Annotated in this window: 21 protein-coding genes; 4 read left to right on the top strand and 17 right to left on the bottom strand. The window is 65.2% G+C overall.

The window, feature by feature from the left end; all coding sequences use genetic code 11:
• Nucleotides 1-61 precede the first annotated feature (61 nt).
• From AASM09_RS00630 to AASM09_RS00620, 3 genes are read right to left on the bottom strand one after another with little or no spacing between them, the layout of a single operon-like run.
• Nucleotides 62-499, bottom strand: coding sequence for a rhodanese-like domain-containing protein (locus tag AASM09_RS00630; protein WP_004153552.1), 438 nt, complete (start codon nt 497-499; stop codon nt 62-64).
• Nucleotides 500-556: 57 nt separating this feature from the next.
• Nucleotides 557-982: a hypothetical protein gene (locus AASM09_RS00625; RefSeq protein WP_049429838.1), complete on the bottom strand. Its 426-nt coding sequence runs from the start codon at nt 980-982 to the stop codon at nt 557-559.
• Nucleotides 983-1,014: 32 nt separating this feature from the next.
• Nucleotides 1,015-1,482, bottom strand: a complete 468-nt coding sequence (locus tag AASM09_RS00620; protein WP_049429839.1) for a YiiD C-terminal domain-containing protein — start codon at nt 1,480-1,482, stop codon at nt 1,015-1,017.
• Nucleotides 1,483-1,517: 35 nt separating this feature from the next.
• On the opposite strand from AASM09_RS00620, the gene AASM09_RS00615 reads away from it, so the two are divergent.
• From AASM09_RS00615 to AASM09_RS00605, 3 genes are all read left to right on the top strand, one after another.
• The gene (locus tag AASM09_RS00615; RefSeq protein ID WP_049429840.1) at nt 1,518-2,327 is read left to right on the top strand and encodes a uroporphyrinogen-III synthase; all 810 of its coding nucleotides are present in this window, start codon (nt 1,518-1,520) and stop codon (nt 2,325-2,327) included.
• A gap of 103 nt (nt 2,328-2,430) precedes the next feature.
• The gene (locus AASM09_RS00610; protein WP_049429841.1) at nt 2,431-3,408 is read left to right on the top strand and encodes a uroporphyrinogen-III C-methyltransferase; all 978 of its coding nucleotides are present in this window, start codon (nt 2,431-2,433) and stop codon (nt 3,406-3,408) included.
• Between the two features lie 6 nt (nt 3,409-3,414).
• The gene (locus AASM09_RS00605; protein WP_100443739.1) at nt 3,415-4,710 is read left to right on the top strand and encodes a heme biosynthesis HemY N-terminal domain-containing protein; all 1,296 of its coding nucleotides are present in this window, start codon (nt 3,415-3,417) and stop codon (nt 4,708-4,710) included.
• Between the two features lie 131 nt (nt 4,711-4,841).
• On the opposite strand, the gene AASM09_RS00600 is transcribed toward AASM09_RS00605, so the two are convergent.
• Nucleotides 4,842-6,137 (bottom strand): acetyl-CoA C-acetyltransferase, encoded by a 1,296-nt coding sequence (locus tag AASM09_RS00600; protein WP_099551602.1) that lies wholly within the window; start codon nt 6,135-6,137, stop codon nt 4,842-4,844.
• Nucleotides 6,138-6,230: 93 nt separating this feature from the next.
• Between AASM09_RS00600 and AASM09_RS00595 the strand changes: the two genes are divergently transcribed.
• Nucleotides 6,231-7,118: a hypothetical protein gene (locus AASM09_RS00595; protein ID WP_049429844.1), complete on the top strand. Its 888-nt coding sequence runs from the start codon at nt 6,231-6,233 to the stop codon at nt 7,116-7,118.
• Nucleotides 7,119-7,220: 102 nt separating this feature from the next.
• Here AASM09_RS00595 and AASM09_RS00590 read toward each other — a convergent pair whose 3' ends face one another.
• From AASM09_RS00590 to AASM09_RS00530, 13 genes are all read right to left on the bottom strand, one after another.
• Nucleotides 7,221-7,835 (bottom strand): superoxide dismutase family protein, encoded by a 615-nt coding sequence (locus AASM09_RS00590; protein WP_049429845.1) that lies wholly within the window; start codon nt 7,833-7,835, stop codon nt 7,221-7,223.
• Between the two features lie 31 nt (nt 7,836-7,866).
• A complete protein-coding gene (locus AASM09_RS00585; protein WP_049429846.1) occupies nt 7,867-8,436 on the bottom strand; it encodes a superoxide dismutase family protein in 570 nt (189 codons plus the stop codon).
• Nucleotides 8,437-8,529: 93 nt separating this feature from the next.
• The gene (ntrC, locus tag AASM09_RS00580) at nt 8,530-9,978 is read right to left on the bottom strand and encodes a nitrogen regulation protein NR(I) (RefSeq protein WP_049429847.1); all 1,449 of its coding nucleotides are present in this window, start codon (nt 9,976-9,978) and stop codon (nt 8,530-8,532) included.
• Nucleotides 9,971-11,032, bottom strand: a complete 1,062-nt coding sequence (locus AASM09_RS00575; RefSeq protein ID WP_049429876.1) for a two-component system sensor histidine kinase NtrB — start codon at nt 11,030-11,032, stop codon at nt 9,971-9,973. Before AASM09_RS00575 ends, ntrC begins: the two co-directional genes overlap by 8 nt.
• 82 nt (nt 11,033-11,114) lie before the next feature.
• Nucleotides 11,115-11,429: a hypothetical protein gene (locus tag AASM09_RS00570; RefSeq protein WP_049429848.1), complete on the bottom strand. Its 315-nt coding sequence runs from the start codon at nt 11,427-11,429 to the stop codon at nt 11,115-11,117.
• A 107-nt stretch (nt 11,430-11,536) separates the two neighbouring features.
• Nucleotides 11,537-12,691 carry a murein transglycosylase A gene (mltA, locus tag AASM09_RS00565; protein WP_049429849.1) on the bottom strand — a complete coding sequence of 385 codons (1,155 nt, stop codon included), beginning with the start codon at nt 12,689-12,691 and terminating at the stop codon, nt 11,537-11,539.
• 51 nt (nt 12,692-12,742) lie between these two features.
• The gene (locus tag AASM09_RS00560; protein WP_049429850.1) at nt 12,743-13,237 is read right to left on the bottom strand and encodes a cytochrome b; all 495 of its coding nucleotides are present in this window, start codon (nt 13,235-13,237) and stop codon (nt 12,743-12,745) included.
• 162 nt (nt 13,238-13,399) lie between these two features.
• Nucleotides 13,400-14,146 (bottom strand): N-acetylmuramoyl-L-alanine amidase, encoded by a 747-nt coding sequence (locus AASM09_RS00555; RefSeq protein WP_049429851.1) that lies wholly within the window; start codon nt 14,144-14,146, stop codon nt 13,400-13,402.
• A 258-nt stretch (nt 14,147-14,404) separates the two neighbouring features.
• Nucleotides 14,405-14,812, bottom strand: coding sequence for a hypothetical protein (locus AASM09_RS00550; RefSeq protein WP_152906590.1), 408 nt, complete (start codon nt 14,810-14,812; stop codon nt 14,405-14,407).
• 196 nt (nt 14,813-15,008) lie between these two features.
• Complete coding sequence (locus tag AASM09_RS00545) at nt 15,009-15,827, bottom strand: VENN motif pre-toxin domain-containing protein (protein WP_157804768.1); 819 nt, start codon at nt 15,825-15,827, stop codon at nt 15,009-15,011.
• A gap of 74 nt (nt 15,828-15,901) precedes the next feature.
• Complete coding sequence (locus AASM09_RS00540) at nt 15,902-16,354, bottom strand: hypothetical protein (protein WP_033834609.1); 453 nt, start codon at nt 16,352-16,354, stop codon at nt 15,902-15,904.
• Nucleotides 16,355-16,749: 395 nt separating this feature from the next.
• On the bottom strand, nt 16,750-17,424 hold the full coding sequence (locus AASM09_RS00535) for a hypothetical protein (protein ID WP_049429853.1): 675 nt from the start codon (nt 17,422-17,424) through the stop codon (nt 16,750-16,752).
• Between the two features lie 512 nt (nt 17,425-17,936).
• Entirely contained in the window at nt 17,937-18,488 is a 552-nt protein-coding gene (locus AASM09_RS00530; protein WP_197572800.1) for an imm11 family protein, read from the bottom strand.
• Between the last annotated feature and the right edge of the window lie 22 nt (nt 18,489-18,510).

Here is an 18,510-nt window from a genome sequence, read left to right as displayed (position 1 = left end):
GAATTACTGCGATGGGGGCGGCATCAGGCCCATACAAGGCCGGATCCGCCACCTGCGGCAATCAGTTGCGGCCCTTGACCAGCGGCAGCTCGGCCTGCTGCCAGGCGGGAATGCCGCCGTCGAGCACGTAGACCTTCTCGAAGCCGGCCTTCTTCAGTGCCTTGGCGGCGGTTTCCGAGGCGTTGCCGCTGCGGCACACCAGCACCACCGGCGACTGCTTGGCATTGGCCACCAGCTTGTTGTCCGGGCCGAAGGCACTGGCCTGGGCGTTGCGGCTGCCGGCAATGTGGCCCTTCTCGAAGTCACCGCTGGCCGACAGGTCGACCACCACCGTGCCACCCGCGTTCATCAGCTGGGTCAGTTCGGCGGGCTTGATGCCCTTGAAGCCCCGGAACAGGCGGCGGATCTCGGTGACGATGATGGCCACGGTCAGGCCGACCAGGGCCGCGGACAGCATCGGGTTTCGGCCTGCAAAGGCCAGCAACTCTTCGTAATTCACTCAGGTCACGGGTCGATTAAGCGGGCGCCGATTGTCGCACAAGCCGGACGCGGCCCGTCACTGCCCCTTCCACAGGTCCGGCAGGCCGGCGGTCTGCCACCAGCGCTTGGCCTCCGGATCCCAGCGCCAGCGCTCGACCACCATCACGGTGCGTTCGGCCTGGGTGTTCTGGTTGATCACCCCGATTTCGACCCGGCGCTCGACCAGGCCGCCTTCCAGCGCCGCGCTGCTGCGCTCGCGGTAGGACGACACGCGCAGCTGCGCGTAGCGGTTGAGCTCGAACTCGGTGGGCGGCTTTTCCTTGCGCTGCTTGGGGTCCAGATAGCCGATGGCATCGTCCATGCTGCCCCAGCGGATGGTCGCCCCATAGGCGATCTGGGTCTCTTCCAGCAGCTTTCGCTGCTTGCGGCTGAGGTCGTCGGCCGAGGCGGCGGCGCTGGCCAGCAGCAGGGAACAGATCAGGAACTGGATGAGGCGGCGCATCGGTGGTTTCCCCAGAACGTCAGCCTGCCATCCTACCCTCTGGCGAAGGCAACAAAGCGCCCGCTGAACTCGGCGGCGGGCTTGCCATCGGCGCCGGGCTGGGTGGCGATGATGCTGATGCGGGCCTTGCGGCGCTGGCGGAAGGTATTCAGGAAGGCGTCCCAGCCGCTGGCTTCGGCCGCTTCGGCATAGGCATGCAGGTCTTCGTAGACCGGGGCCAGGTAGCGCAGGTTGCTGTCGGCCACGTAGACCTCGGCATCGTGGCCGGCCAGGCGCAGGCGCAGGCTGACCAGTGCCCAGCCCGACAGGGTCAGCACCGAGGCCAGGCTGCCACCGAAGGCATTGCCCTTGTCGTTGACGTTGGCGGCCAGCGGCGCGGTGATGCGCAGCACGCCGTCGGCATAGCCGTCGAGCTGGATCTGCATGGCGCGGACCGCCGGCATGCAGTCCAGCACGTCCTGCAGGGCGGCCAACGAGGAAGTCAGGGCATCAACGGACATCGGAGCAGCGACCACGACAACGAAGGGCCCGCATAATGCAGGCAATGGCCGACCATACGATACCCACTGGCGCTGCCGGTTCCGAGGCGGGCTGGACCTTCATTTCGCTGCGCCCGCGGGGCCAGAATGCGACGCTGCGCCGCGCCGTTGCTGGGCTGGGCGGGCATGTCGTGGCCCTGCCGCCCTGGCGCTTGCAACGCCTGCAGGGCACGCCAGTGGTGCGCCAGCTGCAACGCGCGCTGAACTGCGATCGGGTGGTGTTCACCAGCCCGGCTGCGGTGGCCGCAGCCGCCACGCTGCTGCCGCTGGCCGAGGCGCAGCGCAGTCCTTGGCTGACGGTGGGCGAAGGCACCGCGCGCGCGTTGCGGGCGCAGGGCATTGACCAGGTGCATGCACCGCAGCGGATGGACAGCGAAGGCCTGCTCGCCCTGCCGGTTCTGGCGCAGGTGCAGGGCCTGCGCATCGGCCTGGTCACCGCCCCCGGTGGACGCGGCCTCATTGGTGCGCAGCTGCAAGCGGCCGGCGCCACCCTCGAACGCGCCGACGTCTATCAGCGCCGTCTGCTGGGCCTGCCACCGCGTATGTTGGCCCGGCTGGAGCGTTCAGCGTATCCCTGGGTGCTTGCGGTCAGCAGTGGCGAAGCGCTTCAGCATTTCTGGCGCCAGATTCCGCCTGTGCTGCAGCACCGCCTGCGGGCACATGCCAGCATCGTGGTCGCCAGCGACCGGCTGGGTGAACAGGCTCGCGGCCTGGGCCTGCACCGGGTCGTGCGCAGTGCCGGGCCAACCACTGAACAATTGGTCGCCGCTGCACACGCCACGCTCACCGGCCCGGCAGCGACCTGAACAGGGACGTGCGTCACGCTTGCCGCTGCCGTCGGCAACAGTGATGCTGTGCACAACGCGGCCTGCCGGAACCGACTGGCAACACAGCCGACAAGGAAGCCCGATGAACGACACTCCGCCCGCTGCTCCACCCCATCGACCCGTGCGCTGGCTGCTGCCGCTGGCCGGGGTGGTCGTGCTGGGTGCGGGCGGCTATGCCGGCTGGTACTTCTGGCAGCAGCAACAGGAAGAGCAGTACGCGCAGGCGCAGACCACCGCCGTGCAGCTGCAGGGCCTGGAAGCCACGCTGGACGCGCTGCGCCGCGACCAGCGCGCGACCAGCCAGCGCCTGCAGGATGCGGCGGCCACCAACCGCGTGCTGCGCGACGAGATGCTGGGCCTCTCGCAGCGCAGTGCGCTGCTGGAAGAGAACCTGGCCAAGCTGGCCGACAGCGCCAACCAGGGGCGCCAGGCGGTACAGCGCGATGAGGCCGAACTGCTGCTGACCCAGGCCGCGCAGCGCCTCAACTACGCCGACGACGTGGACGGCGCGCGCCGCCTGTACGCACAGGCTGCCACCGCGCTGGCCGACCTTCCCGACAGCGAAGGCCTGAACCTGCGCCAGGCGCTGGTGCAGGAGCGCGATGCGCTCGATGCACTGGGCGCCGGCCCGCGCGTGCAGTCGCTGCAGCGCCTGGATGCCTTGGCCAAGGCACTGCAGGGGCTGCCCTCGCACGTGACCGGCAACGCTGCGACCGCCCCCGCAAAACCATGGTGGCAATCGACGCTGGCCCCGTTCGTGGACATCACACCGAGCCGCCAGAACGGCCCGCTGACCGCTGCCGAACGCCGCAATGCCGACGATGCATTGCAACTGGAACTGACCCTGGCGCGCGCCGCGATCGAACGTGGCGACCGCGCCGGCCGCGATACCGCGTTGGCACGCGTGGAGCACTGGGCACAGCGACGCTGGCCGGATTCACCGGCCCTGCGCGCGCAACGTGCTGAACTGAAGGCCTTGCGCGAGCTTCCGCTGCAGGCCAGCAACGCCGTTCTTGGCAGCACCCTGCAGCAACTGCGCACCCAGACCGACCGGAGGTAATCCCGCATGAAACCCCTGCAATCCCTGGTCGTGCTGTTGCTGGCCGTGGCCATCGGCGTGGTCGCCGCGCAATGGCTCGGCGCCGATGACCTCAACCGCTTCGGCGAAGTGACCCTGCGCTACGGCGGCTACGACTATCACAGCAACCTGCCGAAGGTAGCGCTGCTGTCGGTGATCGCGGTGCTGGTGCTGTGGCTGCTGTGGAGCCTGATTGCCGCACCGTTCCGGGCCTGGGGCCGCTACCGCCGCAAGCAGGGCCGGGTGCGCCTGATCGACGGCCTGCAGGCATACGAACATGGCCAGTGGCAGCGTGCCGAGAAGCTGCTGGACGGCGCGGCCAAGGACCCGGAAGTGAGCGCGGTGGCGCTGGCCAACGCTGTGCGCAGCGCACAGGCGCGTGCCGACGGCCCCGCCGGTGAAGCACTGCTGCAGCGCCTGGGCGAAAGCGATGCCACGCTGCAGGCGCTGCTGCGCGCCGAACAGCTGTTGGCGCGCGACCTGCCGGTGGATGCGATCAATGCCCTGGACGTAGCGGCAATCCAGCCGCTGCCGCCACGCGGCCTGTGGCTGCGTACCGAAGCGCTGGCCCGCGCCGGCCGCGCCCACGAGGCCTATGGCCAGCTGGGTGCGCTGCGCCAGAGCAAGGTGCTGCCGACCGACGCGAACAGCGAACTGGAAGCACGCCTGGCGGCACAGGCGCTGCTGGAAGCGGCCGACGTCAATGCGCTGGCCGCGCAGTGGGAGGCCACGCCGAAGGCGCTGCGCCCCACCCCGGACGTGGTGGGCGCGTATGCCAGCCGTGCGGTAGCACTGAACTGGGACGAGCCCGCGCTGCTGGCGCTGGAACAGGCCCTGGACCATCGCTGGGACGACGAGCTGGTGGCGCTGTATGGCCGACTGCCGGCCGAGCGCCTGGCCACCCGCCAGAGCAACCTGGCGCGCTGGCGCAACGTACATGACGACTCGGCCGCGCTGCGCCTGGCACAGGGCCGCGTGGCGCTGGCCCAGCAGCAGTGGGATGCCGCCGATGCGTTCCTGCACGAAGCCATCGCCGCGGGCGCGGGTGCGCCGGCATGGGAAGCGCTGGGTGAAATGTTCGCGCAGCGTGGCGAACACGCGCTGGCCGCGCAGTGCCTGGCCAATGCACTGCGCCTGCAGCGTGGCGAGGACAGCGTGGAGCTGGTTCGCGGCATTGAAGCGCCGTCGCGGGCCACGGTGGAAGAGCAGCCGATCGCGGTGCAGCCGCCGGTGTATGACGCCAACGAAGAGCGCGACGAATTCGGTAATCCGCGGTTGCCGTAAGCATGGCTGAGGTGTGCCGGCCAACGGTCGGCACCCACCGGAGCAACCAACGAAAACGCCGCCCATCGGGCGGCGTTTTCATATGTGGAACCCGGTAGTCGCCAACCTTGGTTGGCGTGTGGTCGCAACAATCAGCGTTCGACGATCGCCACCACACCCATGCCGCCGGCGGTGCAGATCGATACCAGTGCACGGCCGCCGCCGCGTTCGGCCAGCTGCTTGGCCGCCGTTGCGATCACGCGTGCGCCGGTGGCGGCGAACGGATGGCCGGTAGCCAGCGACGAACCCAGCAGGTTGATCTTGTCCGGGTCGATGCGGCCCAGCGGCGCGTCCAGGCCCAGGCGGTTGCGACAGTAATCCTCGCTCTCCCACGCACGCAGGGTGCACAGCACCTGCGCAGCGAAGGCTTCGTGGATCTCGTAGATGTCGAAGTCCTGCAGGGTCAGGCCGTTGCGCTTGAGCATTTCCGGCACGGCCACCGTCGGCGCCATCAGCAGGCCTTCGCCGTGCACGAAGTCAACGGCCGACACGTGGGCATCACGCAGGTAGGCCTGCGGCTCATGGCCGTGCGCACGCGCCCATTCCTCGCTGGCCAGCAGCACCGCGGCAGCGCCATCGGTGAGCGGGGTGGAATTGGCGGCGGTGAGCGTGCCGCGGCCGGAGACCTTGTCGAAGGCCGGCTTCAGTGTGGCGAGCTTTTCCAGCGAGGTATCCGGGCGCAGGATGTTGTCGCGCTCGACGCCACGGAACGGTGCGATCAGGTCGTTGAAGAAGCCACGCTCATAAGCGGCAGCCAGCTTCTTGTGCGAGGACACCGCCCACTCGTCCTGCGAGTCGCGCGAGATGTTCCATTCCTTGGCCATGTCCTCGCAATGGTCGCCCATGCTCTTGCCGGTGCGCGGCTCGGCCACGCCCGGGAACTCGGGCTTCAGTTCGGAGAACTTGAAGCCGGCGGTGAGCGCACGGATCTTGTCGCCGGTGCTCTTGGCACGGTTGGCAGCCAGCAGGCGCGCACGCAGCTTCTTGCCGTAGACGATCGGCACGTCGGACGTGGTATCGGAACCGCCGCCGATGCCCGATTCGATCTGGCCCAGCGCGATCTTGTTGGCAACGGTGATGATGCTGTCCAGCGAAGTACCACAGGCGCGCTGCAGGGTGATGCCCGGGGTCAGCGGCGACAGGCCGGAGGATAGCGTGGCTTCGCGGCCCAGGTTCCAGTCGCTGGAGTGCTTGATCACCGCACCCATCGCCACTTCACCGAGCTGCTGGCCATGCAGGCCGAACCGTTCGACCAGCGCGCCCAGCGTACGGACCGACATGCCGAGGTTGCCGACATCCGAATACGCGGTGTTCTGGCGGCAGAACGGAATGCGGACGCCACCGAGGATGGCGACGGGACGAGCGTTGGGCATGGAGATACCTGGCATGGATGAGGGTGTCTGCAACATGGCCTGCACGACGGAGCAGGCATAATGGAGCCAAGTGTAGCTGCCGCCCTGTGATGGGCCAACCGTGGAACCATGAGCAAACCCGACCCCGCGATGAATGCCCTTGGCGTGCTGGCCCTGGAACTGGCCGGCGGCGAAATCCCCCGCCAGGCGGTGCTCAGCGCTGAACAGGCCGGTGAACTGGCCGAACGCGTCGGCCGCGACCTGTCCAAGCTGGTGCCGCAGGTGGCCGAGCTGGACCTGGTGTTCGCTGCCGCCCATTTCGACCCGGCCGAAGTACTGCGCCCGGGCTGGCCGATCCATCGCCGCCTGGAAGAACTGCAGATGCGTGCCCCGGGCCGCAACCAGGGCCCGCGCCTGCTGGCGTTCGGTACCGATGCCAACGGTGACGTACCGCTGCCGTTCCAGGCCGATGCCAGCCTGGTGGGCGGTGGCCTGCGCGTGGTGCCGTTCCTGCTGACCGGCAGCGACGTGGCCACCACCAATGCAGTGGCCAATGCGCTGGAAGAGACACTGCTGGCCAACGGCATGGCGCATGCCGACACCGCGTTGATGGCGCAGAACAGCTTCGGTGCCCGCATCGAGCACGCGCGCTATTTCACCGTGAACGACCTGGCCGCGATGATGTCGATGCAGTACGACAACCAGGGCCTGGCCGCGCTGTGGCCGCTGATCGAGACCGCTATCATGGCGCCGGGCGAGGACGAGTGGCTCAACGCCGCGCCCGAGCCGCTGCTGCGTTACACCCATGGCGAGGCACGCATGGCGCTGTTCGACCCGGCCGGCTGGTGTGCGCACTACAACCACGGCAAGAACGACTGCGACCGCCTGAAGGGCATCTACGAGCAGTTCCTGATGCGCCAGCGGCAGATGGCCGCGGTGCTGGAAGCACACGGTGTGCCGGTGCTGTTCGTGCATTGCGAGGCCGGGCAGGACGCGCGCGAGCTGCTGGCGCGCTGACAGGAAACGGGCGCCGCGTGTTGTAGCGCCGAGCCCATGCCCGGCTCAGGCCGCCTGCAGAGCAGCCGAGCGTGGCTCGGCTCTACAGGCGGCACGTGCTTCTTACGGGGCCTTCTGGATCACCGCACAGGCCAGGCGCGCGCCGGCGTTGCCGGTCGGCTGGGTCTTGTAGTCATCCGCATCGGCGTGGACGATCAGGCCGCGGCCGATGATGTCGAAGTCATCACCCTTGCCGATGTTGACGTTGCTGGAGACCGGGCCGTCGATGGTGGCCACGCCCTTGTCGTCGGCCTTGATGTTGGGCATGTCGCCGCCGTGGTGCGGATCGGTGGCAACGTTGCCGTGATCCTGGTGGCCCGGGTTGAAGTGGCCGCCGGCGCTCATGCCATCCGGCGCGCTGCAGTCACCCTTCTCGTGGATGTGGAAGCCATGCTCGCTGCCCGGCTTCAGGCCGCTGATCTGGCCGGTCACGTGAACCTTGCCGTCGACCACCTTGAAGGTGACGCTGCCCTTGGCTTCGTTGCCCTGGGTCGGTGCCAGCTCGGCGGTGGCCGAAGCATCGGCGGCCGGTGCCGGTGTTGCGGCCGGTTCGGTGGTGGCGCCGTCGGCCGGTGCGGCCGGCGGGGTTTCCGCCTGCGGTGCGGCGGGCTGCTGGCCGCAGGCCGCCAGGCCCAGCGCGGTGATGGCGGCGAACAGCGAAGTGTGGATCAAACGCATGGAATCTCTCCCTGGATGATGCCTGCAGTGATCAGCGGACAACCCGGATCACGCCGCAGGCGATGCGGACGCCGGCATTGCCGGCGGGCTGGCTGCGATAGTCGTCGGCGTTGGCATGCACGACCAATGCACGTCCGGCGATATCGGTGGCGGCGCCTCCGCCAAGGGTAACGCCCTTGAGGTGGATATCGACGTTGGCGCGGCCCTGGGCGTCGGCACGCAGATTGTCCATGTCGCCCAGGTGGTGCTTGCCGGTGCCGGCGCGGCCATGCGCGGCGCCACCGGGGTTGAAGTGGTTGCCGGCACTGCTGGCATCCACCGCGCTGCAGTCGCCGCGCTCGTGGATGTGGAAGCCGGCCTGCTGCATTGGCTGCAGGCCACCAATCAGGCCGGTGATGTGCAGGCCACCGGGCTCCGCCATCAATGCCAGGCGGCCACTGACGATGCTGGCCGAGGCCGGCGACAGATTGGCCTCAGCCTGTTTCGCGGCGCTGACCACGGTCGGCGGCGGCGGGGTGGGCTCGGCCTTCTTCGGCGCACTGCCACAGGCAGACAGCAGCACGGCGGCGGACAACGGCAGGATGGCAGAGGACAGACGCATCGAAGACTCCTTGCAGGTGACACTACGGACGGCATCGTCCATGAACGATCAACGGTTCGGCAAGCGGGCGCGAGGATCGCGTGCAGGGGCCGTTCAATGGCCCCCGCGGCGACGTCCGGCGCCCAGCTTGCGGGTAAGGGTATTGCGGCCCAGGCCCAGGCGGGCAGCGGCTTCTGCGCGGCGCCCATGGGTGATCTGCAGCGCGGCCTCCAGCAGCGCATGGTCGACCCGCTCGCGCACCTGCGCATGCAACCCTTCCACGCCTTCGGCCAGCTGCCGGCGTGCCCACTCGGCCAGCAGCGCTTCCCACTGCCCCGGATCGGCACCGTGCGCGGGGCTGCGGCGGCCATGCGCGCGATTGAGCGCGGTATCGACGTCGGCCACGCCGATGGTGTCGGCGGCGGCCAGCGCGGCCATCCGCCAGCACACGTTCTCCAGCTCGCGCACATTGCCCGGCCAGTCGTGCTCGCGCAGCGCCTGCAGGGCCGCGGCGGTCAGGCGCTTCGGCGGGGTATCCAGCTTGCGTGCGGCGGCAGCCAGGAAGGTGCTGGCCAATTGCGCGATGTCCTCGCGGCGCTCGCGCAGTGGCGGCAGCTGCAGGCGCACCACGTCCAGGCGGTGCAGCAGATCAGCGCGGAACTTCCCCTGCGCGACCAGTCCCTCCAGATCCTGGTGGGTGGCGGCCACCACGCGCACGTCGACGCGGATCAGCTCGCGGCCACCCACGCGGAAGAACTCACCCTGCGCCAGCACACGCAGCAGGCGGGTCTGCAGCGGCAACGGCATGTCGCCGATTTCATCCAGGAACAGCGTGCCGCCGTCGGCCTGCTCGAAACGGCCGATATGGCGGCGCTGCGCGCCGGTGAAGGCACCGGCCTCGTGGCCGAACAGCTCGCTCTCCAGCAGTTCGGCGGGAATCGCCGCAGTATTGAGCGCGACGAACGGACCGTGCGCGCGGGGTGATTCACGATGCAGCGCATTGGCCACCAGTTCCTTGCCGGTGCCGGTCTCACCGGTGATCAGCACCGCCAACGGCGCCTGTGCCAGGCGACCGATGGCGCGGAACAGCGCGCGCATCGGCGGGGTATCGCCCACCAGTTGCGGCGGCTGGTCGCTGTGCGTTTCGGCGGCAGGCGTGGGCGTGGCCAGTGCCGGTGCCACAGCCGGCAGCACGCGCTGTGCCAGCGCCACCGCATCGTCCAGATCAAACGGCTTGGACAGGAACTCATGCGCGCCACCGCGGAATGCCCCCGCCGTGCTGGCCACATCGGTGTAGGCGGACATCACCACCACCGGCAGCTGCGGCAGCGCGGCCTTGAGCTTGTCCAGCAGCACCAGGCCGTCGTCGCCGGGCATGCGTACATCGGTGAACAGCAGCGCCGGCGGCGGGCCCTCGCTCAAGGCCTGCAACGCAGGCGCGGCGCTGTCGAAATCGACGACCTGGTAGCCCGCCTCACGCAGCGCGGTGCACAGCACGAAGCGCACGGCGCGGTCGTCGTCGACCACCCAGATGCGCTGCGGGGACGAAGAAGACTCAGACATCGCGCAGGGCCTCCTCGGCCGGGGCGGCGCCGTTGCCGATCGGCAGCAGCAGGGTGAACACGGTATGGCCCGGGCGCGAGCGGTAGGTCAGCGTGCCGCGATGCTCGCGCGCCACCTGCTGGGCCAGCGCCAGTCCCAGACCGGTGCCTTCGGCGCGGCCACTGACCAGCGGCAGGAACAGGTGCTCGGCCAGTTCTTCGGGCACGCCACGGCCGTCATCGGCGATCTCCAGGCGCAGCGCCAACGTATGCAGCTGTTCGGCGATGCGCACGCCATGCTCCACGCGGGTGCGCAGGGTGATGTTGCCCGCACCGGCCTGGATCGCGTTGCGCACCAGGTTCCACACCGCCTGGGTGAGGCGGTCGGCGTCGCCGTGGAATTCGGGAATGCTGGGGTCGTAGTCGCGCTGCAGGCGCACCGCCCAACCGGCCTCGTTCTCGGCCAGGCGCAGCACGCGTTCCAGCGCGGCATGGATGTTCAGTTCGGCGTGCGGCGCCGCCGGGGCCGGCGACAGCAGCTGGTCGAGCAGGCCGTTGAGGCGTTCGATCTCAGAGCCGATCAGTTCGATCAGCTCGCGTTCGCTGGCGTCGCGCTGGGCCGCGCGCCGGGCCAGCAGCTGGGCCGCGCCCTTCAGCCCGGCCAGCGGATTACGCAGCTCGTGGGCCAGCCCCTTCAGCGCCGCACTGAGTGCGCTGGGCAGGGCCTGGGTCGGGTCGAGCCCGGGGAACTCATCGACCGGATGCGCTTCCAGCAGCCAGCCGCCATCGTCGCGGCGGCTCATCCAGCCCTCGGCGAAGCGCGGCGCCTCGCCGGGCACCGCCAGCGCCAGCCGGTTCAGGCGCAGGCTGTCGCGCTCGTCGCGGGCCAGGAAATGGGCCAGCGCCTCCCCCTGTACTTCCAGCGCGGCCAGCGGCTGGCCGAGCAGGCGACGACCACTGACACCCAGCCAGCGGCCGAAGGCCGGATTGCAGCCGATGATGCGGCCATCAGCGCCAGCCCAGGCCAGCGGCGTGCCAAGGGCATCGAGGGACGGCGGGGATACGGGGTCGGACATTGCACCAATGTAGTGCAAAAAACGGCTATGGGGTCAGAGCCCTTTCCGTTCGGAAAGGGATCCGACCCCGGGACCAGCGGCGTCAGACCGGATAGCCGGTGGCCAGCCGTGCCTTCTTCCAGGCGCTTTCGAACTCGCGCGCGGAGATCTCGTCGTCCTCATCGAAATCGAGGAACGACACAGGCTGGTCGGCCAGCGGGAAGCGGTCGTCGCTGTGGCCGTGTTCGTCGGCCCAGACCGCCGTCGTGCCGTAGGTCTCCACCTGACGGACGATCTTCTCGCCGCGGGCTTCCATCAGCACGTTGCCCTTGCCCAGGCCCGATTCGGCCCAGTGCTTGTAGTACTTCTTTGCGGCGGACTTCGCGCCGGATTTTGCGTGGTGCTTTGCGTAGGTCATTGCAGGGGTCCTGGCCGCAGGCGCGGCCGGAAAGTACGGAATGGCGCCATTATCAGGCATCCGGGGTCAGAGCCCCTTCCTTTGGAAGGGATCCGACCCTTGCCGGTTCAGTTCGGCAGGGGCACGCCCTTCGGCCACAGCATCCAGATGTTGCCCTTCTGCTTCATGTCGCCAGCCAGCTTGCCGGCGGCATCGCCGCTGCCCCAGTACAGATCGGCGCGCACTTCACCGGCAATCGCGCCGCCGGTGTCCTGCGCGGCCACCGGGCGCACCACCGGGGTGCCATCCGGGCGCGTGGTGGACAGCCACAGCAGGCTGCCCAGTGGCACCACGGTACGGTCCACTGCCACGCTGTAGCCAGCGGTGAGCGGCACGTTCAGTGAACCGCGCGGGCCTTCCGGGCTGTCCGGGTTGCGCACGAAGAACACGTAGCTGGGATTGCTGCGCAGCAGTTCCGGCACGCGTGCGGGGTTGGCCCGGGCCCAGGCGCGGATCGCATCCATGGTGACGTCTTCCTTCTTCAGCTGGCCCTGGTCCACCAGCCAGCGCCCGATGGCGCGGTAAGGGTGGCCGTTCTGCTCGGCGTAGGCCAGCCGCACCTGCGTGCCGTCGGCCAGGCGCACCCGGCCGGACCCCTGGATCTGCAGCAGCTGCAGGTCCATCGGGTCGGTCAGCCAGGCCAGTACTGGCGCCTTGGCGCCCTTGGCCGCGATGGTGCCGGCATCGTCGTAGGGCTTGAGCACCTTGCCCTCAACACGACCACGCAGGCGCTTGCCCTTCAGTTCCGGGTAGAGGCTGTCCAGCTGCACCACGATCAGATCATCGGGCGTGCCGTAGACCGGCACCGTCGCCTTGTCGGTGCGGGTGAGGCTGCCGGGGTAGATCGGCTCGTAATAGCCGGTGATCAATCCGTCGGCCTGGTGGCCACCTGCACGCAGGGCGTAGACATCGAGGTCGCGCTGCAGGAACTGGCGGATCGCGGCCGGATCCTTGTCTGACACCGCTGCGGCAGTGGCGCAGGGCCGGGCCCAGACAGCGTCGTTCTTCAGGCGGGTGCAGCTGCTGCGCCAGGCCACGAAGCCGGCCTGCAGATCAGCATCGGAGACCGGCGGCAGTGCGCTCCACTCGGTCTTGGCGTAGGTGGCGGGCGACGGGGCAGGCACCGCTGCGGGTGGTGTTTCCAACGTGGAGCACCCCGCCAGCACTACGAGGATACCCAGGCTCCAGTACCTGCGGTTCGATTGGGTGTTGAATGTGGTCATCGGTCAAATGTAGTGCAAATGACCCGCTGCAGAGCGGCTTTTCCATGACGTTTACCAACTCATCCGCTTCAGGATCGCATTGCCCGATAGATGATGCTTGACCACGGCAGCAATGTGCAGGAACAGGAGCCCAGCAAGCAGGACGCATGCATATCGATGTGCGGTATTGAACGCCATTGTCATCTGCGGGTCGGTGATGGGCTGTGGGAAAGTCACCAGGTTGAACACGTTGATCTCCCGCTCCATCATCAGCACGCCGGTCAGCAGCACAACGATCGTGACAAGATACAAAGCTGCGTGAGCAATCAACGCGGCCCATTCCGCTCCGCTGGCGGGCACATCCCCATGATTTGAGACGGCAATCACCACGCGTACGGCAAACAACGGAATCAACACCGAGGTGATGGATACGTTGAAGAAGCCGATGGCTTCCGCGACGGTATGCGGCACGTCAAGGAGCGCTACGGAGAAACCACTGATGGTGGCCCAGAGGATGATGACTGCAGAGATCCAGTGCAGCAGCACCTGGGCTTTGGAGTAGCGCATGGGAGGTGATTCGCTCGATTGATGATGTCGGGCGACGTTAGGCATTCACCTCCTTGAACAACATCGAATGGATTGCAAAAAGATCTCGCAGCCATCCATTCAGTGATCCCGATCAGATTCCCGAGGGACCAGCCCGTTGCCGGCCACAAGCCGGTGGCCTGTTTACGGCGTCTGCAGCAGCAGCGAATGCAGGATGCGGGCGTCCTCGGCGTCCAGCGTCATCGGCAGGTCGTCGCGGCCTCGGAAGCGGCGGTGGAAGGCGGCGACGGTGGCTTCGCGGTTGTCCAGTGGATAGCCGAAGCGGGCCAGCGCATTCCACGCGTCGAAGCCTTCCGGTGCTGCCCCGTCGGCCGCGCGCGGCCAGACGCCGAAGCCGGCCTCGGCCAGCTCCTGCCACGGGAAGAAACGGCTCGGATCCTGCTTGCGCGTCGGCGCCAGGTCGGCATGGGCGATGACCTGGCGCGGCGGGATGTTCAAGCGGGTGGTGAGGTCGCGCAGCAGCACGATCAGCGATTCGATCTGCGCCGCACTGAACCGGCTGCGGCCATCGTTGTCGAGCTCGATGCCGATCGAAGCCGAGTTGAGATCGGTGATGGTGCCCCAGCGCCCGGCACCGGCGTGCCAGGCACGGCGCTCATCGGCGACCAGTTGATAGCGATGGCCATCGGCGCCGATCAGGTAGTGCGCACTGACCGGCCCACCACTGTTGGCGGTACGCAGCGTATGCAGGCTCTGCTGCACCGACTTCTGCTCGGTGTGGTGGATGACGATGATGAGTGGCGTGCGCGCGTTCTGGTTGGGTGACGGCACCCAGGTGGCGAGCGGGTTGTGCTGCACGGGCGCGGTGGCGGTGCAGGCCGTCAGGGCGAGCGCCAGCAGTGCGGAAACCAGAAGGCGGGGGCTGATCATGGACGGATTGTAACCATGGACTGCAGCAGTCGTTCGGCGCGAAGTGCCGATCTCCCAGACACCCCTTGGCCCTGAAACCGGATATTCGACAACCACAATTCGCCTAATGACCCGCACGAGCCCATAGAAACAATTGCACGCAAACACCTCGCCCGACACTAGACACAACCCCACTCTCCAATGACAACCAAAATAATCAAAAACCCACAACCTCAATCAGACCACAAAGTACCAATCAGTATCCGCAAACAACCAACATCAAACTATCACTTCAAACACCAATTCATCCCTGAAAAGTGTAAGTCTTGAAACTTCCGCAATGGACGCAAGGTCTCTCCGGGTCGTCGCTTCGCGAACTACTCCCGATATGAGGATCTCATCAAAGTATGAGGAAACACCACCAACCCATCCCCCCACTGCCTCATCAAGCAACCTTTCGAGACCAGGTGAACACACATCCATCCTAAGATCAGAAAATTGATGATCACGACTATCCACCAGAAAGCATTCCCTACCACGAACAACAAGAAAAGCCCTCAACGAAACCACACTTCCATACAGAGCCGTAAAATCAATGCAAGAGAATTTTTCGAAACTATCCGACATTAAAAGCCACCCAATTTCCATTAATAATTTCTTCGCCAGAGAATTTTCTTCCAAACTCATCATCGCAGTGCTTCAGAACTGCCCGCCTTCGCACCCTTCCCGAGGCCTCCGCTCCCTTCGATTATGGTAACAGCGCCATATTTTCGAAGCAGTACCTTCGAAAGTCCAAGCCCCAGCTCAGCTGATGATTCCTTCGAGAAGAGGCCGTACTGATCAATCGTCCTGTCAAGATTCCCGGCCTACTCCGCCAGTGCAGCTACAGTGTGTTCTTGAGGCAGGATATAGACCGGCTGGAGCCCCCACTCTCAAAAATCAGCTCACGATAGGCACGTCCGTTCAGGGAGTGGCCGAACGAGGAAAGCGCCTCGCTACTGTGACCAAGTTCATCGAACAGCCCAAGCACTCCGGGCCACGAGCCGTACTTGTAGGAGACGGCCGCATTGACAAACACCTGACACGCAGGGCTCGACGAGTTCGCGCTACACACCGATAGCAGCCCGTAGTCCATTCGCTCCGACAGTTGCTTAACAACATCACGCACCGTCTTCTGGCATGAAGTGTCGCCGCCGCACTCGTCGAGCTGCTGCTTCATTGCACGAGCCTGGTCTTCCGCAAGGAAGTTGTTCTCAACCGAATTCTTGGCAATCCCCGCATTCAACGTGATCCCAGCCAGATCCTGCGCTAACAAGCCACCCGCCAGTACTCCGACCGCGTGCGACAGCGCCAGCGCCACCTCCTTCTGTTCCGGGCTCAGCTTGGCGGGGTTTCCGCCGGTCAACGAATTGGTCAGCACTCTCGCGGCCAACTCGCCGCCGGTCGCGGACACCGCTTCGGTTCCCGCGCTGCCTCCATTGGCTTCCGCCAGCGGCGCACCCAACACCGTATGCGACAGAAAGTGCAGAGTCGCATTGGGATCGCTGCCGTGGCTCGGGTCCAGCTTGCTGCCGATGAAGTAAGCGGCATATGGCGCCAGTGCATTGGGCGCGACCTGACCAGCGCCCTGTCCCGCCACACCACTCACCAGCGCCGTCGTCACTGCGTTCAGTGCACGGTTGTAGTCATCGAGGCGCCCCACTTCCCCGCGCCGCTGTATGCCTGGCTGTCAGCCGCCGCCACCTTGCTGCGCACAGGCACCCGATTCCATCGCCCTCAATCACAGGCCGTGTTGACCTTCATCATTCGTCCAATCCGCGGCCAGATCAACATGTAGAAGGCACCCGCGGCCAACCCAATGAAAAGCATGATGCCAGCGCGCCTGGGAGCCCACTCAAGCCAAAAGGAAGGACTGGTCCAGACCTTTATCCAAGCGCCAGGAGAGAAGGCACCCTCGAACGCGAGCCACGCCAACAAGGCACAGACTGGTGCAGCTACAACATGGCGAGCTTTGAGCCGCGGAAGAAATTTATCCACAAGCATAACCCCAGGCACACCGAAGATGAGGCCCAACACAGCAGCTATGGCGCAAACCAGCGATGCGAAAATTGCAGCCTGCGAAAGACTGCCTATCCGATAACTCAGCGGAATGCCTATGAATAAAGCCCCTCCAAGCGCGGAACTGGCAATCACGGACACAATCTTTGCCCCCAACTCACGCTCACTCACTGGCAGACCTCCACCATCTTTCCATCAGGGCCCCGGTAGCTCATGCGTTTCTGCCTCGAGGGAAAAGTACTCCAAAGCCACTGCAACTTGCCAATTTCGCTACCAATATCGCGCGTACTGGAACTCCACACTTGTCTATCGGCCCACGAATTCTAGTTGAACATTGGACTCGAACCCGTACCCCAGCCTCTGGTTGAGACTGAGAATCCACCGGATCCATTCGTATGCACCTGTCGGATCACAAAGCCCGGATCCAATGCATGTGCTCCAGGCACCGTGATGTTGATCAGACTACTGGTGCTCGGATCGATGAGGTGCGTTACGTAACCCGTCGGGTCATCCCGTCACGCTCCGGACTACTGCAAACCCAGAAGCGCTTTTGCGCGGCGATTGAACTACAGATACTCCTCATAGGAAAGATCAACCTTGTCACTCAGGAGAATGTAGACACCACTCGCTGTCAGTTCCACCTTATCAACCTTACCTTCAAGGCGGGAGAAAACCTCCTCGGGTCCAAATCCAAGTGCGTCGCTGCAAAGCCGGGCATCCCAGAACTGGGCAGGGTACATCGTCAGGATGTTCTTCCTGCCGTCGAAATCCTTGACTCCAGCAGCTTTCAGATCCTCAAGGGTTGGCCCCTCTCGGCCCACACCGTCCTGATAGTCCATCGAATGCATGCCGTACGTGACCTTCACTCTGTACGCACCGAACGCCTCGGCAACAGAAGCGACGCAGTTCGTCAGAACGCTCGGATAGTCCCGTGCCTTGTTGCTGCTTCTGAACCCATACAGAATGATCTCGTCCAACGCAGCCACATCCGCGTAGTCGTACCCGGTCCCCCTGAAAGCGTATGTACCGATGATCGACAGACCTTTCAGTCCAGTCTTGATCTCATAGCTTGCCAGCAATTCTCCTCCACAGTCGGGTACAGGCGACAGCTCGAGACCATGGAATCCCAATGGGCACTCGATTGCCGACATCCTATCCATGACATGGAGATGCCTCTCGGCAATCGAGATGGCTCTGTCAGGCCGTGCCTGAAGATGGATTGCAATGCCCTCAGTACTCACTGATTCCTCGTCCTCACAGAAATCACATCATCCATTCCATCCGGCGTGTGCGCGTTCTGGTTCGGCGACCACACCCAGGTGACGAACGGGGTGTGCTGCACCGGCGCGCTAGCCGCGCAGGCCGCAAGGGCCAGTGCCAGCGGTGCGGAAACAGGGAGGCGGGGACTGATCATGGACAAATCGTAGCCAGTACACTGGCGATTGACAGAAGCGCGATCGACCACTTCGTCATCTTGCCCACATTGCTCATATCGCTACTGCCGAGCTGATTGAACCTGTTTCATTCATATGGAGTCTGCACTTGCCGGACGCCGATCACCCGAAGCACCGCTGCCCCCCCTTGGCCCTGAGCGGATATCCAGCAGGAAGTGAAGGGAGCTGATTCGGAACTCAGAATCGAGGAAGACAATCGCCCCTGCGACCAAGCACGCCGACCAGATGGATAGATACATACCCATAACAGGTCGGTAGCGCCACGCATTTTGTCAACTTTCCATGTACTGATTGATTACTCATTCAGTAACAGGATCGTAGACCGCACCAACCACCCCAGCCTCATCCAGGCGACGCCTCACCTCTTCACTCACGATCAACGCGCCCATGAATTTCTCGATTCGGAAAATATGCCTCGCGCCGATCCTCTCTCGATCGACAATGAGTTTCGTGAACGCCCTGTACTGACCCGCGAGATCCGGTCTGACCGGATCATCCTCTTCAAACTTCATGAAATCGGAACGACCTTCGTCTACGCAGTCAACGCGCGTCTCCACGATCAATACAGAGTACTCGCCACGAACATCCTGACCCTCGATGATCAATGGTTCGACAACGACATTCATATAGGGCTCATCGAACTCAGGCAAGCCAACAAGCGCATCTCGAAATCTCGCACTTACCACTGGAACACTTGCATACCCGGCAAGAGAGTAATCGACCTCAACCCCACAATTCACGAGATCAAGGCTGTAGGTCCCAGGTTCCATGAAGTTGACGGGAGGATCTATGAAGAGCCAGTTATCCACATGATTGATATTCCCTAGAGTCCATCGCTCTGCAATGCTCATGTCGGGCCTGATGCGAAAGTAT

The organism is Stenotrophomonas maltophilia, assembly GCF_039555535.1.
GTDB lineage: Bacteria > Pseudomonadota > Gammaproteobacteria > Xanthomonadales > Xanthomonadaceae > Stenotrophomonas > Stenotrophomonas maltophilia_Q.
The sequence above is the reverse complement of the archived record's forward strand: the minus strand, read 5'-3'. Positions and strand labels throughout refer to the sequence as shown.

Bases quoted from the DNA above. Each gene is read 5' to 3' on its own strand.
- AASM09_RS00625 (WP_049429838.1), bottom strand. From the start codon at position 982: ATGCGCCGCCTCATCCAGTTCCTGATCTGTTCCCTGCTGCTGGCCAGC.
- AASM09_RS00620 (WP_049429839.1), bottom strand. From the start codon at position 1,482: ATGTCCGTTGATGCCCTGACTTCCTCGTTGGCCGCCCTGCAGGACGTG.
- AASM09_RS00615 (WP_049429840.1), top strand. From the start codon at position 1,518: ATGCAGGCAATGGCCGACCATACGATACCCACTGGCGCTGCCGGTTCC.
- AASM09_RS00610 (WP_049429841.1), top strand. From the start codon at position 2,431: ATGAACGACACTCCGCCCGCTGCTCCACCCCATCGACCCGTGCGCTGG.
- AASM09_RS00605 (WP_100443739.1), top strand. From the start codon at position 3,415: ATGAAACCCCTGCAATCCCTGGTCGTGCTGTTGCTGGCCGTGGCCATC.
- AASM09_RS00600 (WP_099551602.1), bottom strand. From the start codon at position 6,137: ATGCCAGGTATCTCCATGCCCAACGCTCGTCCCGTCGCCATCCTCGGT.
- AASM09_RS00595 (WP_049429844.1), top strand. From the start codon at position 6,231: ATGAGCAAACCCGACCCCGCGATGAATGCCCTTGGCGTGCTGGCCCTG.
- AASM09_RS00590 (WP_049429845.1), bottom strand. From the start codon at position 7,835: ATGCGTTTGATCCACACTTCGCTGTTCGCCGCCATCACCGCGCTGGGC.
- AASM09_RS00585 (WP_049429846.1), bottom strand. From the start codon at position 8,436: ATGCGTCTGTCCTCTGCCATCCTGCCGTTGTCCGCCGCCGTGCTGCTG.
- ntrC (WP_049429847.1), bottom strand. From the start codon at position 9,978: ATGTCTGAGTCTTCTTCGTCCCCGCAGCGCATCTGGGTGGTCGACGAC.
- AASM09_RS00575 (WP_049429876.1), bottom strand. From the start codon at position 11,032: ATGTCCGACCCCGTATCCCCGCCGTCCCTCGATGCCCTTGGCACGCCG.
- AASM09_RS00570 (WP_049429848.1), bottom strand. From the start codon at position 11,429: ATGACCTACGCAAAGCACCACGCAAAATCCGGCGCGAAGTCCGCCGCA.
- mltA (WP_049429849.1), bottom strand. From the start codon at position 12,691: ATGACCACATTCAACACCCAATCGAACCGCAGGTACTGGAGCCTGGGT.
- AASM09_RS00560 (WP_049429850.1), bottom strand. From the start codon at position 13,237: ATGCGCTACTCCAAAGCCCAGGTGCTGCTGCACTGGATCTCTGCAGTC.
- AASM09_RS00555 (WP_049429851.1), bottom strand. From the start codon at position 14,146: ATGATCAGCCCCCGCCTTCTGGTTTCCGCACTGCTGGCGCTCGCCCTG.
- AASM09_RS00550 (WP_152906590.1), bottom strand. From the start codon at position 14,812: ATGAGTTTGGAAGAAAATTCTCTGGCGAAGAAATTATTAATGGAAATT.
- AASM09_RS00530 (WP_197572800.1), bottom strand. From the start codon at position 18,488: ATGAGCATTGCAGAGCGATGGACTCTAGGGAATATCAATCATGTGGAT.